At 44.8% G+C, this 16,195-nt stretch carries 15 protein-coding genes and 1 pseudogene; 9 read left to right on the top strand and 7 right to left on the bottom strand.

Annotated features, from left to right (window positions below):
- The coding region (locus KF839_RS12865) for a DUF4158 domain-containing protein (RefSeq protein ID WP_292918248.1) at positions 1–235 on the top strand (235 nt) is incomplete at its 5' end.
- Positions 236–595: 360 nt separating this feature from the next.
- On the opposite strand, the gene KF839_RS12860 is transcribed toward KF839_RS12865, so the two are convergent.
- The 6 genes from KF839_RS12860 to KF839_RS12835 all read right to left on the bottom strand — a co-directional run bounded on the left by KF839_RS12860 (position 596) and on the right by KF839_RS12835 (position 8,144).
- Positions 596–1,018 carry a PIN domain-containing protein gene (locus KF839_RS12860; protein WP_292918247.1) on the bottom strand — a complete coding sequence of 141 codons (423 nt, stop codon included), beginning with the start codon at positions 1,016–1,018 and terminating at the stop codon, positions 596–598.
- Positions 1,015–1,230 (bottom strand): AbrB/MazE/SpoVT family DNA-binding domain-containing protein, encoded by a 216-nt coding sequence (locus KF839_RS12855; protein WP_292918246.1) that lies wholly within the window; start codon positions 1,228–1,230, stop codon positions 1,015–1,017. The genes KF839_RS12860 and KF839_RS12855 overlap by 4 nt, the downstream gene beginning before the upstream one ends.
- Before the next feature lie 464 nt (positions 1,231–1,694).
- On the bottom strand, positions 1,695–3,131 hold the full coding sequence (locus KF839_RS12850) for a TolC family protein (protein WP_292918245.1): 1,437 nt from the start codon (positions 3,129–3,131) through the stop codon (positions 1,695–1,697).
- Positions 3,115–6,357 (bottom strand): efflux RND transporter permease subunit, encoded by a 3,243-nt coding sequence (locus tag KF839_RS12845; protein WP_292918244.1) that lies wholly within the window; start codon positions 6,355–6,357, stop codon positions 3,115–3,117. The genes KF839_RS12850 and KF839_RS12845 overlap by 17 nt, the downstream gene beginning before the upstream one ends.
- Positions 6,358–6,380: 23 nt before the next feature.
- Positions 6,381–7,469 (bottom strand): efflux RND transporter periplasmic adaptor subunit, encoded by a 1,089-nt coding sequence (locus KF839_RS12840; RefSeq protein WP_292918243.1) that lies wholly within the window; start codon positions 7,467–7,469, stop codon positions 6,381–6,383.
- Between the two features lie 243 nt (positions 7,470–7,712).
- Positions 7,713–8,144, bottom strand: a complete 432-nt coding sequence (locus tag KF839_RS12835) for a hypothetical protein (RefSeq protein WP_292918242.1) — start codon at positions 8,142–8,144, stop codon at positions 7,713–7,715.
- A gap of 371 nt (positions 8,145–8,515) precedes the next feature.
- Here KF839_RS12835 and KF839_RS12830 point away from each other — a divergent pair.
- The 6 genes and pseudogenes from KF839_RS12830 to KF839_RS12805 all read left to right on the top strand — a co-directional run.
- Positions 8,516–9,196, top strand: a pseudogene (locus KF839_RS12830) (IS5 family transposase); the annotation flags it as partial.
- Positions 9,197–9,453: 257 nt separating this feature from the next.
- Positions 9,454–10,176: a DUF2971 domain-containing protein gene (locus tag KF839_RS12825; RefSeq protein WP_292918241.1), complete on the top strand. Its 723-nt coding sequence runs from the start codon at positions 9,454–9,456 to the stop codon at positions 10,174–10,176.
- Positions 10,177–10,276: 100 nt separating this feature from the next.
- A complete protein-coding gene (locus KF839_RS12820; protein WP_292918240.1) occupies positions 10,277–11,086 on the top strand; it encodes a UDP-2,3-diacylglucosamine diphosphatase in 810 nt (269 codons plus the stop codon).
- Positions 11,064–11,993: a patatin-like phospholipase family protein gene (locus tag KF839_RS12815; protein ID WP_292918239.1), complete on the top strand. Its 930-nt coding sequence runs from the start codon at positions 11,064–11,066 to the stop codon at positions 11,991–11,993. The genes KF839_RS12820 and KF839_RS12815 overlap by 23 nt, the downstream gene beginning before the upstream one ends.
- 135 nt (positions 11,994–12,128) lie before the next feature.
- Entirely contained in the window at positions 12,129–13,172 is a 1,044-nt protein-coding gene (locus KF839_RS12810; protein ID WP_292918238.1) for an MJ1255/VC2487 family glycosyltransferase, read from the top strand.
- On the top strand, positions 13,165–14,184 hold the full coding sequence (locus KF839_RS12805) for a diacylglycerol/lipid kinase family protein (RefSeq protein WP_292918237.1): 1,020 nt from the start codon (positions 13,165–13,167) through the stop codon (positions 14,182–14,184). The genes KF839_RS12810 and KF839_RS12805 overlap by 8 nt, the downstream gene beginning before the upstream one ends.
- A 199-nt stretch (positions 14,185–14,383) precedes the next feature.
- Here the strand turns inward: KF839_RS12805 and trbK are convergent, their stop codons facing one another.
- A complete protein-coding gene (trbK, locus tag KF839_RS12800; protein ID WP_292918236.1) occupies positions 14,384–14,584 on the bottom strand; it encodes an entry exclusion lipoprotein TrbK in 201 nt (66 codons plus the stop codon).
- Between the two features lie 287 nt (positions 14,585–14,871).
- On the opposite strand from trbK, the gene KF839_RS12795 reads away from it, so the two are divergent.
- Positions 14,872–15,111, top strand: a complete 240-nt coding sequence (locus KF839_RS12795; protein WP_292918235.1) for a hypothetical protein — start codon at positions 14,872–14,874, stop codon at positions 15,109–15,111.
- 420 nt (positions 15,112–15,531) lie between these two features.
- Positions 15,532–16,194 carry a dioxygenase family protein gene (locus KF839_RS12790; RefSeq protein ID WP_292918234.1) on the top strand — a complete coding sequence of 221 codons (663 nt, stop codon included), beginning with the start codon at positions 15,532–15,534 and terminating at the stop codon, positions 16,192–16,194.
- Position 16,195: the final 1 nt, after the last annotated feature.

Raw genomic sequence — 16,195 nt, 5'->3', positions numbered from 1 at the left:
ATGCTCTCACCGATTTCCAACCGGACATCCTCTTGAGGTGATTGACGATATACTGGTTTATGTCAGTACACAGCTAGACATCCCAAGCCAGAATATCGGCTTGTATGCAGAATGGCAGAAAACCGTTTTCCAACATCAGGAACGTATCCGAACATATCTGAATTTCCGTCATTTTAATACGGCCTTAACTGAAATTGACGATTTTCTATTCAAAGAATCACTCCAGCTGGAGTAATTACTTCTATCATATTCCCTAGACTACGCACGGTGATTTTATGACGAAAATAAAGTTGGTTGTGTTTAGTCAAGGCCAACCCCCAACCCCTAATCATTGTGACAACTGTTTGTGGTTTGCCTGCCTCTATTAACGAAGGCGTGTATGAGTCCGATCCGTGGTTGTAGGATCGCTATCACTGATGCTGAGAGTGTCTTCTGCGATACTATAGGAAAATGTGTCAGCCGCAAAGAGCGCCAACTCGTCTGCAGTGTATTCAACCTTGGTCACATTGTCAGCTTCGTCCTTGCAGTGCGCTATTTATTAGCAATTGGAAGTATACCATTAACAGACTGATTTATAATGCCTAAACAGTCTGGTTTAAATATTTTTGGCATTTTTTAATTGTGTTACCGCTTTATCAAAACTGTAAAAAGCTGACAATGAAAAGCCGATATCCTCTGCGACAAAGTGCGATTTATTGGCAATGAGTGAATCGGCAAAATCGAGTTCTTTGCCACTTATTGCCTTGGCTTCTTCATAATCGCACAGTGCAGACCAAATCACCTGGGAGTTCTCAAAGATAAAAGCGCCATCACTTATCAAGCCGCGCACAACAACACATACAGCGGCTTTGTCTAGGTTGTATCGTTTGCCAGTTAGTGTCCACACTGTCTCAGCTAAAACAACATCTGTAATCAATACAGGGCATTTATTTTTAATTAGGCTTTTTGCCTTTGCATGTTGAACTGCATCGTCCGCCAATAGATACCGAAGTAACACATTGGTATCTATTGAAATCATTCAAAATGGTTCTGTCTTGACTGACCATCGTTGACAGCATGGTTTACTTTGGTTCCCTTTAATAGACCCGCTGCCACACCAACTTCTTTTTTAATGATATTGAATTGATTTCCATGACGGAAAATTTCCACTTCATCACCTGGCTGGATGCCCAGTTCTTCACAATCGGCAACAGGTAATGTAATTTGTCTTTTTGCACTTACTCTTGGCATCGCTAACCTCCGCAGTCTTTACTAATAATACATTGTAAAGATGCATTCTACTTTACTTATCGCCATTAGTAAAACTTATTCTTTGGGATTAACCTTACTAAAACTGATTTTGGCTAAGCGATCTTAGGGGGGCTTGTCGGGTATTGCCAAGTTAACTTTCATAGGGCAATTCCAACGCAGTCCACTGCGACGCATGCTCCCCCTGGTATTCATGCAACAGCCGGACTGCCCGTTCTCGAACCTCCGGCGAATATCTTACTTGTTTTTTCATGACCCTATCCTCTCAAGAAATAGAGTCTCCTGCAAACCCGGGGCGATTCAGCAAGCTTTTTTGCATAAAAACACTAATTCGCCAATTACGCGACAGACCCATATAGACCTCAATCCCGATAGATGTCAAGGTAGTTGCCGCCGAAACTAAACCCTACCCAGCCATGGATGGATGAAATCGAGATACCTGAGGCTCACTGCCACCCTCCACCAAGTGATCTATAAAGATCCACCATTGCGTCAATTTGCTTTTGTTTCATTTCAATTAGATCCGCTTTGGCATCCAAGGTCTCCCTTTGTGCCAACAGCACATCCAGGTAGTCCGTACGAGCAGATTTGAATAGATTGTTAGCGATATCAATTGATTTGCTGAGCGCTTCAACTTGCTCTGACTTAAGCTGATAGCTTTTGTCGAGGTTATTGATATTTGAAACTTGATTCGCTACTTCAGTATAAGCTCTGATAATTCTTTGCTCATACTCATAAGCTGCCTGAATCTGCCTGGAATTGGCATTTTTATATTCCGCCTCAATGGCATTCCTATTGACCAATGGAGCCACTAAATCTCCCGCGATCATGGCCGCCAATGACTCTGGAGTATTGATCAGATACTTAACTGCAAAAGCTTCAAATCCTATTCCAGCCCTTATGCCAAAGGAGGGATAGAATTCAGCTCTGGCCACCTCTATATTTAATGCCGCCGCCGATAGCTCAAGCTCTGCTTGCCTAATATCAGGCCTATTTTGCAGCAATTGTGACGGAATGCCTGTCTTAAGCATGAAGGGTTTGAACTCCATAAAACTACCAGAAGTACGCTGGATAGGTTGCGGCGTCCTCCCTAGCAAAAAATTTATCCGATTTTCAACAACAGTAATGCTCTGATTAATTTGGTATAGTTTGCTTTTGTTTTTTGCCACTTCTGCTTCATAGCGTTTGATGGCAAGTGTACTTGCTCTTGCGTACTCTTGCAGGCGCCTGACCAACTTCAGAGCATTTTTCTGGATACTAATATTTGACTCTAAATTGTTAAGCTGGTTGTCCAAGGAAAGTAGTTCATAATACGAATGGGCAATTTCAGCGACCAGGTTAGTCACTAAAAAATTTTTACCTTCTTCTGACGCCATATACTCGAAAACAGCGACTTTCTTCGCATTCCTCAACTTTTTCCATATATCTATCTCCCAGGTTGAAAACAGCCCAAAGTGATAATCCCCCACGTACCTAGGAAAATGCCGGCCTTCCCTTACTGGCAGATTTTCTTCAACAGCGCCAAAGCGTGTAAACTCGCCGACTCTTTCCTTACCTGCACCACCACCAATATTTACAAATGGCAAGTATGCGCCTCGGCGTGCTTGAATTTCATTCCGTGCAATATTGATACGCTGCATCATGATATTAATTTCTTTATTATTTTCAACAGCTATATCCAGCAAGCTTACTAAATTAGGGTCACTAAAAAAATCTTCCCATTTAATATTTGCCGCATTGTCCTCATCCGAAACACCTTCTTTAAAAACAGTGGGAAGATGTGTGTCTTCTTTTTTGATGAACGAATCAGGTATGCAGGCTTGCAGCGTAAGTACCAACGCGCTTGAAGCAATAATCTGAAATATTTTAGTCTTTGATCTCATTTTTTGGAGGAACATAGTCATAAGTCTCGGTTAAGGGGCCAATGTCTTCATCTTTAATCTCATCTGGAGGGCCATATTTATAAGTCTCGGTTAAGGGGTCAAGGTCTTCATCTTTAATTAATTTTCTACCTTCGGCTATTTTGGCAAATATATAATAAAGCCCTGGAATAATGATGACACCAAACACGGTACCGAAAATCATCCCACCCAGCGCTGAGGTACCAATTGTCCTGTTGCCGATTGCCCCCGCTCCCGTGGCCATCGCCAAGGGTACCAACCCAGCTATGAAAGCAAATGACGTCATCAAAATCGGTCGGAAACGAGTTTGTGCACCCGCAATCGCTGCTTGCATAACCGTCATGCCTTGGGCTTGCTTCTGGGATGCAAATTCGACAATCAATACTGCATTTTTCCCGAGTAAACCAACTAACATCACCATTCCCAGTTGTGAATACACATCATTGGCGAGCCCTAATTCATTTAATAAAAGGAAAGCACCAAAAATACCGGGAGGCAGAGAAAGTATTACGACCAAGGGTAAAAGAAAACTTTCGTATTGCGCGGCCAGCACCAAGTAGACAAACAAGATAACGACAAAGAAAATCGCCACTGCTTCGTTGCCCCGGCGGGCTTCGTCATATGATAAGCCCTCCCAGGCAATGTCAAAACCTTTTGGCAGGATCTCTTCTGCGACTTCCAGGACTGTATTGATGGCGTCGCCGGTGGTGTAACCTTTTGCGGGTTCAGCGCGAATTGCTGCCGAGTTATAGAGGTTAAAACGCATGAGCTCGTTGGGTCCCTGCTTTTTCACCATGGTCGTGAAGGCGGATAACGGTACCATTTCACCTTTATCATTTTTCACAAATAATTTCAGCACTTCCTCGGGGCTACGCCGAAATTCCGGCAAGGTTTGAAGATATACTTTAAAAAAGTTATTGAAACGGATAAAGCCGTATTCATAGGTACTGGCGATCATGATGCTCAGCTGATCCATCACATCTTTGACTGTAACCCCTTTTTGCATGGCAAGCACATTGTCGATGACCAGTTCGTATTGTGGATAATTGGCCGCATAAAAAGTAAACAAACCGGTCAGCTCTTTACGTTCACGCAATGCTTTCATGTACTTTTTGGTAAGCTCATCGAATTCATAGTAGTCTGTATCTAGTGTCTTATCTACCAAGCGAAATGACAAACCCGATGCCGCGCCGTACCCCGGCACAGCCGGAGGTTGAAAATACTCGATGACCGCACCCATGTCATGACTTTTTTCTTCCAACTCTTCGATAATCTCCGTTACAGAATGTTTACGCTCTGACCAATCTTTCAAATTGATAATAACGGTCCCTGCATTTGACCCGCGACCTTCAGTGAGTACTTCATACCCAGCCAGAGAAGAAATTGATTGAACACCGTCGATTTTTTCAGCTAGCATTTCCAGTTCTCGTGCCACTTTGTTGGTTACTTCGATGGTTGAGCCGGGCGGCGTTTGGATAATCGCATAAATCATGCCTTGGTCTTCGCCGGGAATAAAGCCGGAAGGCAAGATTCTACTGACCACGAAAATACCGAAGGAAAACACGGCCAATATCAAAAGCGTGACAATGCGCCGGGTGACCATGACGTTCATCAATCGGGTGTAACGCGCGGTGACTTTTTCAAAAACAAAATTAAAACCATTGATGAAAAGGCTGATGGGATCTTTTCGTTTCGGCTGACCATGAGTATTTTTAAGAATCATGGCACACAATACCGGAGCAAGCGATAGCGCCACAATTGCTGAAATAATGATCGACGATGCCATAGTGATAGAGAATTCTCGATAAAACACCCCAACCGGTCCTGGCATAAATGCAATAGGAATGAATACCGATACCATGACCAGCGTAATCGCTACAATGGCGCCGCCGATTTCTCCCAATACTTTTCGAGAAGCTTCATAAGCGCCGCAATGCAAATCGGCCATTTTTGCATGCACAGCTTCCACTACCACAATGGCATCATCGACCACAATACCAATAGCCAGCACTAAAGCAAACAAGGTGATAAGGTTGATAGAAAGACCGAACGCGGACATAACGGCGAATGCTCCAACCAGCGAAACCGGTACCGCGAGGATGGGGATCAAAGTAGAACGCCAGTCGCCAAGAAAAATAAAAACTACCAGGGAAACCAGTATGAAGGCTTCTACCAAGGTGTGTAACACTTGTTCGATGGACGCTTCGACGAAACGCGACACATCATAGTTGATTGCGTAGTCCATACCCTCCGGGAAGGATTTTTTCAATTCTTCCAGTTTTGCCTTCGTTTCCGCTATAACTTCTTGCGCGTTAGTGTTGTAATTTTGCTTAAGCACGATAGACGCCGAAGGGTATCCGTCTTTATCAGAGTAAATATTGAAAGACGAAACACCCAGTTCGACCTCAGCTATATCTTTTAGGCGCAAAATCTCACCTTCCGGAGAAGCCCGGATAACAATGTTTTCGTATTCTTCCGGCTTATTGAAACGCCCTTTATAGACCAGCACATACTCCTTGGACTCGGCGGCTTTGCCTGTGCTTTGCCCGAGACGACCGGGACGTCCGATAACGCTTTGTTCTCCTATGGCATTCATCACATCCTCTGCCGAGACATGATAGACTCGCATCCGCTCCGGGTTCAGCCAAATGCGCATCGCATATTGGCGAGCACCCAGTATGTTCGCTTGGGCGATTCCACTAATGCGCTGAATCTCTGGAATGACGTTGACCCAGGCGTAATTATATAAAAGTTTCTGATCAGCGTTTTTGTCCGTGCTGAAGAGATTGACATACATAAGCATGCTGGGCTGGACGAAGTTCACGAACACGCCTTCCAAGTTCATCAGTGCTGGCAGCCTGCTCGTCATCCGATCCACACGCGTCTTCACGTTGACCATCGCAATATTGGGATCAACGCCTTGATCGAAATACACTTGAATGGTCGCTTCGCCGGCGCTGGTTGCATCCGAAGTGATGTACCTCATGCCGGGCACGCCATTGATAGCACGCTCCAGGATGATCAAAGACGATTTGACCAATACTTCGGCACTGGAACCGGGAAATGATAGCGAAACCGTGACCCGAGGCGGTGCAATATCTGGAAACTGGGCGACTGGCAATGATTTCATCGCCAATAAACCCATAAACAAGAACATCAGTGATATCACAATCGCCATCACAGGGCGTTTAAGAAAGATACTAAACATGGTTTAATCCTTAAACTAAACAGTTATTCGGTATACAACTCTAACTCCGGGACAATCTCCTCGGGCGGTCTTAAATTGATACTCACCTTGTCTCCAGGACTAACTCTTCGTATACCTTCAAGCAACACTCTGTCGCTTTCATTAAGGCCTTCTTTAATAAGAAACAGTTTTGTCATCTCGGCTTCTATATGGATAAGCCTTTGCTCCAGCTTTTCTTCTTCATTGATGACGTAGACGTAGTTTTTATCCATGATTTCGAACACCGCTTTTTGCGGAATAATCATGGCATTTGGGTAATGCTTGGTCAAAAGGATGGTTCCTGTCTCACCATGTCTGACAATTTTGTCAGGGTTAGGAAATAAGGCACGAAATTGAATAGTGCCGAAATTGCTATCAAAATCACCTACAATCGTCTCAATGACACCCGTGTGATCATAAATGTTGCCGTTTGCCAATTTTAGTTGTACGGCTTCACCCTGTTTGTCGCCTTCTTCCATTTTAAAATGCAGATAGTCTGCTTCTGGAACGTTGAAATAGACCCACAATTGTCTGATATCAGATAGTTCCGTCAGCAACTCGCCTTCATCGAGAAGACTGCCGATCCTGGCATGATAATGACCCATAATTCCGTCAAAAGGTGCTCTGATATCGGTAAAACCCAAGCGGGTTTGCGCTAACATCACCCTTGCATTAGCCTTGTCCAGTTTTGCTTTTGCCAAAGCAAGCTCATTGGGCGATACGATATTCTCATCAGCCAAACCTTTGGTATTAAGGTATTCGACCTTTGCAAATTGCGCTTCGGCTTTCGCTTTTTGGTATTCTGCCTGATAAACTTTGGCCATAAGTTGAAACATGGGCTGTCCTTCTTTTACCCACTGCCCTTCATCCACAAAAATACTCTCTAAGTAGCCCTTTTCCAAAGCGCGGATTTCAATATGCATAATAGCTTTAATCAGACCGACATATTGACTAGGTAAAGAAACGTCTTTACGGAACGGTGTCGTTGCCTCAAGTTTTGGCGACTCATGATGCGTTTCATGTTCTGCATGATTACACCCATTCAAAAACAGAGCGGCGATTAAGCTTAGAACTACGGATAATTTAGTAATCATTTTTCTATCATTTAGGTTGTCAGGGGGCAAAGTATTTTGTTAGGGGAAGCAAGACCAAGTCTATTTTCTATTTTAATGAGAACCAAAAAGTCTGCATGGTGCAGCTTAACGGTGCAGATATATCTTTCCTAACAAACGCATAGATAGGACAGAACTTTCGCATAACGATACTATTTGATCTGGTCAAGCCTTTCCCTCCCGTCCGCAGGTTGTGTTAGGTATTCCTATTGGTGAGGTGCACTGTCAAAATGGAGTCCATAGTCTTGCGCAATGTTCGAACGCGGTATGACGTGGTTTGTATCCCGTGATCCGCCAAAAGTCATGATACAAGCGCTTCGCACTGTAGGTCTCCCGTGTACGGTGGTGTGCGCCCAGTATTTCTATTTCCAGTCTTGCATTTTCCTGCTTACGTTTACAAAGCGGGCGAGAGCTTCGTGCATGAAAACCACTCTCGGATACATCGAGTCGTTGACACATGAACACAGTCAGCGCCTTCTGACGCTTGCCTATTACAGCGAGTTTTCCCCGTTTGTCAGCATAAACCCAGTTCTTTAGCGTCCCTTTCGGTAATGACAGTCGCTTTGCCGCTTCAACCAGCGTCAATTCACTTTCTTTGAAAAATTTAATTGATTCCTTTCCAAATTCCTGACTATATTGTGTGCACGGTAATCCCATCTTCTTCCTCCATTTCATGTCTTCATTTTGTGAGACTTCAGACTCCATGAAAATCAACATACCTCACTGAAGGAGTAGGTCTCACCGGGTTCTAAAATTTTCCAGCCATCCGTATGCCATTGCACTGACTGGTGCGGTTTTTCATGAAAAGTAAGAATCATGAGATTCCATTATTCCATCTATCGGTTTAATTATCTGTAAGCGCTGACACCTACTAGAGTTTTTTGACACACATGATCAATAATTGCACCTGATAAATGAGTAGGGACTACTGCAGCACTTGACACCGCCTTCCTAGGGAAGCTCTGAAGAAGTACCGAACGGTGATTGATCTGACAAAATACAGGTATTTCCCCCTTCAAAGCCAACCAATGAAACAGATAACCTTTGCAGACGCTGAGTACTCGAACAAACGCAAGCAGACCCGCAAGGAATTATTCCTGAAGGAGATGGAACAGGTAGTGCCATGGAAGGGATTGACCGGGTTGATTGAACCGTATTATCCGCGTGGAGAAGGCGGCCGCCCCAGCTATCCCCTGATGGCAATGCAGCGAGTGCATTTGTTGCAGAACTGGTTTGGTTACAGTGATCCGGCCATGGAAGAAGCGCTGTATGAGACTATGATCTTGCGCCAGTTTGCTGATCTTGACCTGAATCGGATTCCGGATGAAACCACCATTCTTAACTTTCGCCGGTTGCTGGAGCAACACAATCTGGCAGCAGAGATTCTTGTTGTCATCAACGGTTATCTGGGAGATCGCGGTCTGTCGCTGCGTCAGGGTACTATTGTTGATGCCACCCTGATCCATGCACCCAGTTCAACCAAGAATAAAGATGGCAAGCGTGATCCGGCAATGCACCAGACCAGAAAAGGCAATCAGTACTACTTTGGGATGAAGGCTCACATTGGTGTCGATGAGAGACCGGGCTTGGTGCACAGTGTCGTGGGTACGCCCGCCAATGTAGCTGACGTTACCCAGGTCGACAAACTACTGCACGGCGAGGAAAGCACCGTCAGTGCTGATGCGGGCTATACAGGAGAGCTGCGCCCCTAACATACAAAATGATTGCAGAAAAAACTCTGCTGTCACAAAAAACATGAGATTTACGGCGAGTTTGATTGTCCTCTGCGCATCTCGGTCTTTTTTATAATGAGGATTCTGAGAAATTTAAAAAATATCACACTTTTTCAGAGTTTCCCTAAGAAATCATACTATTTCAGAGCTTCTCTAAAGGATAAGAATGCTGGCCGCCAAGCCGGGCATAATAGGAATGATGTTATGAAAATACTACTTCGAGCAATTTACCCATGATCGTTTACCACTTCACGTCTTCCGAATTCACGCTGCGAGCCATGCGTGACCGCCGCTTGAAAATTGCGCGCATCAATGAACTGAACGATCCATTTCAATTGTGTGCTACGGATTTTTCCGATGCGGATGCCCGGATCAAGCTGGAAGCTTTCAAGAACCAAGCGAATGATCGATACGGTGCCATCTGTTTTTGCGAAAACTATCACGATCCCGTGCTGTGGAGTCATTATGCCGATCATCAACGTGGTGTGGCGTTGGTGTTTGAAATTCCCGATGACCTGATGATTCCTGTTCATTATCAGCCCGAGCGCTTTCGCTCAGATGTTGATGCCGCAATGCAGCGTGGTGGATTTTCCGAGCCCGATTTGAAAGCATTCATCGCGGCAAAATTTGCGAGCTGGCAATATGAAAAAGAGATTCGAATGATGTGCCGCTTGCACGATCACTTTTGCCAAATCGATTCCTCCGGCAAGAAGGTCTATTTTGAATCGCTGAGCTTGGATGACTCATTTGGCTTGGATTCGTTGAAACTGATTGGATTGATTCGTGGCGTCCGCTGCGATTTGAAACCTGCGGATATCGCGAGCGAATTACTGGCAGTCGATACGTTGCTGGTTCAGGATGCTCGATTGGATTCATCGTCTTTTCAAATCGTTGCGGGTGAGGCCTATCCGGTCAACGGCGTGAGATCGTTCTCCGCTTGCTGCTTCAGGGTCTGATCGCTTCATCAAAAGTTCATAAATATTTCATCAACTGTTCAAATGCGCTTAACAATACCGCTCTAAACTTCCGTGTCATCAATATCCTATAAGGGCATTCATGATGACAGATAAAGCGCCAATCAAAGTTAGAAGTGTGTGGATCTCCGATGTGCACCTCGGTTTCCGCGGTTGCCAGGCGGAGGCATTGTTGCATTTCTTGCATTCGGTCGAAACCGATTATCTGTTTCTGGTTGGCGATATTGTCGATTTTTGGAGCATCAAAAAAACACCCTATTGGCCGCAACAGCATACCAATGTAATCCGCTCCATTCTGGGGAAAGCCAAACACGGCACCAAAGTGATTTATGTGCCGGGCAATCATGATGAAGCGTTACGCGATTGCGCCGGTCATGTATTCGGGAATGTCGAGATTCATCAGGATTACGTGCATACCACCATGGACGGCAAAAAGTTGTTGGTGATGCACGGCGACGAATTCGACATGATCGTCAAACACAGCCGCTGGCTGGCGAAGCTCGGCAATGTCGCGTATGACACGTTGCTGGATCTGAGTCATTATTTAAACGGCTTGCGCAAATTCTTCGGCTATTCGTATTGGTCGCTCTCCGCTTACCTGAAGTTGAAAGTAAAGAATGCGGTCAGCTACATCAGCAGTTTTGAAGACGCGCTGGCGCATCTTGCCAGGGAGCGAGGTGTCGATGGCGTGGTGTGCGGCCACATTCATCATGCCGAGTTACGGGAAATCAATTCGGTGCTTTACTGTAACGATGGCGATTGGGTGGAAAGCTGCTCGACGCTGCTGGAACATCCGGACGGTTCACTGGAGCTTGTATTCTGGAACGAACGCTTTGAACAGTACCAAAATCTAGTTCAGGAACAATTACTTGCCAGCAGAGAAGCCGCTTAGATTTTTGCTGAGCCTGGACGGCGGCGGCAGTCATCTGCTCATACAACTGAGCGTGCTGGCCTGTCTGGAACAAGACACCGGCATATCCACTTACGAACGATTCGATATGATCGCCGGTTCTTCCTCCGGCGGTTTGATCGCCTGTTTGATTTTAGGTCAGAAAACCAGCGCTGAAGCACTCGTGCACAAAATTGTCAAAGAGCGGTTGCTGCAGGCAATGATGATTGAACATGGCATGAGCCGTTTTCTCAGCAAACTTCAGCTACGTCCGAAGTTTCAAAGCGAATCGAAAAGAAAGGTGCTGCAAGCGGCGCTGCAAGATTGCAAGCTTTCCTCGTTAGAGAAACCGCTTTTTATTCCTTGCTTCAATCTGAGCCGTGATTTCCTGGAGGTTTTTACCAATTCCGCCCGGACGGATTTTTGGTTGCATGAAATCGCGGATGCGTGTACCGCAGCGCCTTCATTTTATGCGCCGGTACGGTTGCAGGACGGCGACTGGCGCATCGACGGCGGGGTCGGGATGAATAATCCCGGATTGAGCGCTTATTTGTATGCGCAGAGATACTGGCCGAATACTGGCATCCGGATGCTTTCAATCGGATCCGGTTGGCGTAGATTTACGATGGATGGTTTGAAGGCCTGCCGCTATGGCGGGTTGCAATGGTCCGCATCCGGTATCGCTTCGTTGATTCTTAGGGAAAAGATGATTTCCAATGCCAATAATACGGAGCTGGTGCTTGGCGATCAGATGCTCTATATCAACGACTACTTGCAAGACTACAACATGCCGGATTACATGGATTCCGCCAAGGATCCGGCAATTCAGCAGAAAGCGCTGGCCATCGGCGGGGTGTGGTATCGCCGGAACCAGGCGCAAATCAAACAATGGTTGAACAATCCCGGTTGAATGACAGTTTTGTGCACCCGTAACCGAATTGTCATTCCGGTGCCAAGAATCGGTCATGCCACTGTCACACAGAGTCTCTAGAATTTTACATCTTCATGATTTGTAAAATCATTGACTCTGATCTGAAATTATAAAATGAAAATTTTTTACGGTATTCAAGGAACAGGCAATGGCCATATTACGCGTGGTCGTATCATGGCGAGGGAATTCCGGGCGGCTGATCTGGAAGTGACGTATCAATTTACCGGCAGGCCGCAAGACAAGTTCTTCGACATGGAGGTTTTTAACGGTCATCAGTGGCGTGAAGGACTGACTTTCAATACCAATAACGGTAAGATCAATCATCTGCGGACAGTGCTTCAATCAAAGCCGCTGCGTTTTTTGAAGGATATTCGCGCGCTGGATTTGAGTAACTATGATCTGGTGATTTGCGACTTCGAGCCGGTTACCTCCTGGGCTGCAAGACGGCAGGGTAAAAAAACCGTTGGCTTCAGCCATCAATACGCGTTTCAATACGACATACCGCGCGCCGGTAGCGATCCGATGTCTGAACTGGTGTTAAAAAAATTTGCGCCGGTCGATTTAGGTATCGGCTTGCACTGGCATCATTTCGATCAACCATTGTTGCCGCCGGTCATAGAAACGCCTTTTAATGCGGAGCAATTGCAGAAAAATAAAATAGTCGTTTATTTGCCATTCGAAAACCAGCAGCATATCATCAAGCTTTTCTCACGTTTTAAAGATTTTGAGTTTCATATTTATTCACCGGAAGTGATTCCATCGCCTTTTGCACATATTTTTTGCAAGCCCTTATCGCTCGCTGGATTCCAAAAAGACCTGGCGGATTGCGCCGGTATTATTTGTAATGCCGGGTTTGAGCTGGCCAGTGAATCGCTGCAGTTAGGCAAGAAAATTCTGGTGAAACCCGTGCACGCTCAATTGGAACAAGCATCCAATGCCGCTGCTTTAAGAGCTTTGGGTTATGGGCATACGATGCAGACAGTCGATGCAGCGATCATTGAGGAATGGCTGTATATCACGAAGGCGCTACGCGTGACATTTCCCAATACGGCCAAGCATTTGGTGGAGTGGATTAAAGCCGGGATGCCGCCGATCGATCAATCCTGGTGTCATCAGATTTGGTCGGAAGTCAAAATAATCCCCGTGGATCTTGCCTAAATATATTTTTGATATGTCGCTTTCTTTGAGAAATGAAAATTTATTATTTCAATCCAGTCCGTTGATCATCAAGATTCCAGCGCCGCAAAAAATCCTGATTATTTTCAATCCGATTTCCAGTGCCGGAAACACTGAAGTAACGGCGGTTGAATTGGCAAAAGAGCTGATGCGCCAGGGTAAAGTTGTGGAGGTACTGCCATCCGAGAAAAAAGCCAAGGGATATTCGCGCATTGCTGACAAGATCGAAGAGAATGATCTTGTTGTGGTGGTTGGCGGCGACGGTACGGTCAGAAAACTACTGAATCTGATCGATAAAACCGATATGCCGATTTATGCCGTCCCCGGGGGGAATGAGTCATTGTTTGCCCGTTCATATGAAATGAGTGCCAGCGCGAATGACCTTTTGCAGGCGATTGCAGCCGGTTTTTGTATACAGCAATATTATGGTTTGATCAGCGGTCGAGGGATTAAAGGCAGCAAACCTTTCTTTCATATGGCTTCGATGGGGTTGGATTCGTTAACCGTCAAAAACATCGGCAAGCGTAAAGGCCCGCTGAATGATTCGATTTATCTTTGGCATGGCTTGAAGGCTCTGTGTTCGCTGCACCATCCGAAGATTTCAGTGCAAGTGGATGAACAAATCGTTATCGATCATCAATCCGGTTATCTCATTGTAGCGAATAGTTCTGCATACGCCAGAAATTTGCAACTGGTGCCGAGTGCAAATCCATCAAAAAATGAACTTGTGATCGGCTTCTTACCCGGCGCGCGGCACCAACATGAATTGATCAAGGCACTGAAAATCTTGCAACACAAACCCGCCAATCTGCCGATGCAATATTATTCGGGGAAACATATTGCCTGCACTTTGCATGAACAATCCTATCCATTACAAGTGGATGGTGATTATTTCCGCAACCGGGATATCGAGGGCGAGAGCACGATCGAATTCACCATCGGTTCCCGCCCAATCCGGGTGTTACTGCCTTCACGTGTAGTGTCTAATCGGTGAATATCAGATCAACAGGATTAAAATCTTTGTTTACTGGCTCATTACGAAGAAAAACGGAATGTAGGATGAGTAATCCGAATTACTTAAGATTTAAGACATCATCTCGATTTAATGCAATCTGGCTCAATCACCCTACGTTGACTGATCTTAGAAACTGATATTACTGAGAAAGTGATTTTAATTTAAAACTTTCCAAAAGTTACTTTCCTTGGTTTATTTCATTACATTTATCTAAGAATGCTTGCCGTGCGGGTTCATTGTTTTTGAACTCAACCAACGCTTTTTCCATGCCTCTTCCCGCACAATTGACTGAGTCCGCTTCAGGAAGACCACCACTACCGCATCCAACTAAAGCGGCACCAAGAACAATAACGCCAATAACTCCTTTATTAACCTTCATTTAAGATTTTCCTCTATTAAAAATTTCTGATTTATGTATCTATTGATTCTTCAGTCACTTGATGTTGGCCCAGCCACACGAACCTAACCAAATCATTTTACCTTAATCTCAGTGTTTTTGGATTCTGTTTATGATGTCGTTTGATGTGGATCAAATTTCGTTGTTCTTATACTGTAAGCTGTCATTATCAGTAAATTCTTACCTCCATGTAGATGCATGCCCCTACAATTCTATGGATGATTGCCGTTAACCTAGCGAAACAAATAACCTTCATCTAAGGAGAGAAAATGCTGAAAATCGATATGCGTAAGATTTATAACTTCTATCCCGTAGAGCCTGTTCCAGATCCGGCGGCACTTCCAACCAGTGGCGATTTATATTATGAATGTTTGGATTGCACGGAAATAGTTAACTCCTTGCCATTCATCAAATCTGCTTGTAACTGTGGGAATCTTGTGGGGAGTGATGGGAAGCTTGTTGTGAGAAATCCGGAATCTGTCCGGGTTGTTCGTGGAAAATTGCGGTAAGCTATTGCCGGTCATAAGTTATTATTTCTTTATGGTCTCATTATCTTGACTTAAAACTACTCAAGTACTGTCATCCCGAGTAATTTCGCCATAGATTGTTTTTCAAATTAAGCGAAGAACTGAAGGTTAAAAGGAGCGGTTGTAGTTTATTAGCGCAGACCCCGGTTCTTCCGAATTATCATTTTTTCTGAGTCTGTAATTCAGTTACGATTCTAGGAAATCTTCCGGTGTTTCGAATGAAAAAGTGTTTGATGCATCGCAGAAATTCATGAATGTCAAAGATCGTTTTTTGAACAAACCGTGACAAGTATCATCAAAATTAATTAAACGATTGGCGCAGTAATCGTTTCAACCTAGGATTTTGATTATTTCTTTTCAATTTAATGAGTAAAGTGCTCACGGAATGGTGGTTGAAGTTCGATGAAAAAATATACTCGTAGAAAATTGCTGCAGTTAAGTCTGATTAGCAGTGTGGCTAGCATTCTGGGAATGAGGGTCGGTATCGCTAAGGCTCTAGCGTTGATACCTACGCCCAGCGAAACGGAGGGACCATTTTATCCGGTCACAAATCAGAAAGATAAAGATGCTGATTTGACACAAATCGAGGGGTATATTGCTCATGCAGATGGTCAATATATTGTGATCAGTGGTCGAGTGATCGATGTTTCCGGTAGACCGGTTGGGAAAGCAATGCTTGATATTTGGCAAGCGGATGCCAATGGGAGATATCGACATCCCCGCGATCCCAATAAGTCCAAGCTCGATCATAATTTTCAAGGCTGGGCGGTGATCCGGACAGATGATAATGGTTTATATCGTTTTAAGACAGTGATGCCCGGTGCTTATCCGGCCAGTAATACTTGGACGAGGCCACCGCATATTCACTTGAAGATATTTAAACCTGGCTATATGGCATTAACAACTCAGATGTATTTCCCCGATCAGGAATTGAACAAGAGCGATTTATTGTTGAATCAAAAATCGGCTGCAGAGCAATCCGCGATGATAGCCACGGAAAAAGCCCGGGAAGGCAATTTAATTTTTTACGAGTACAATATTGTTCTTGATCTACTTCGTAACTAAA

The sequence above is a fragment of the Nitrosomonas sp. genome (assembly GCF_019635155.1).
Lineage (GTDB): Bacteria > Pseudomonadota > Gammaproteobacteria > Burkholderiales > Nitrosomonadaceae > Nitrosomonas.
This window is presented reverse-complemented; position numbering and strand designations above follow the sequence as displayed.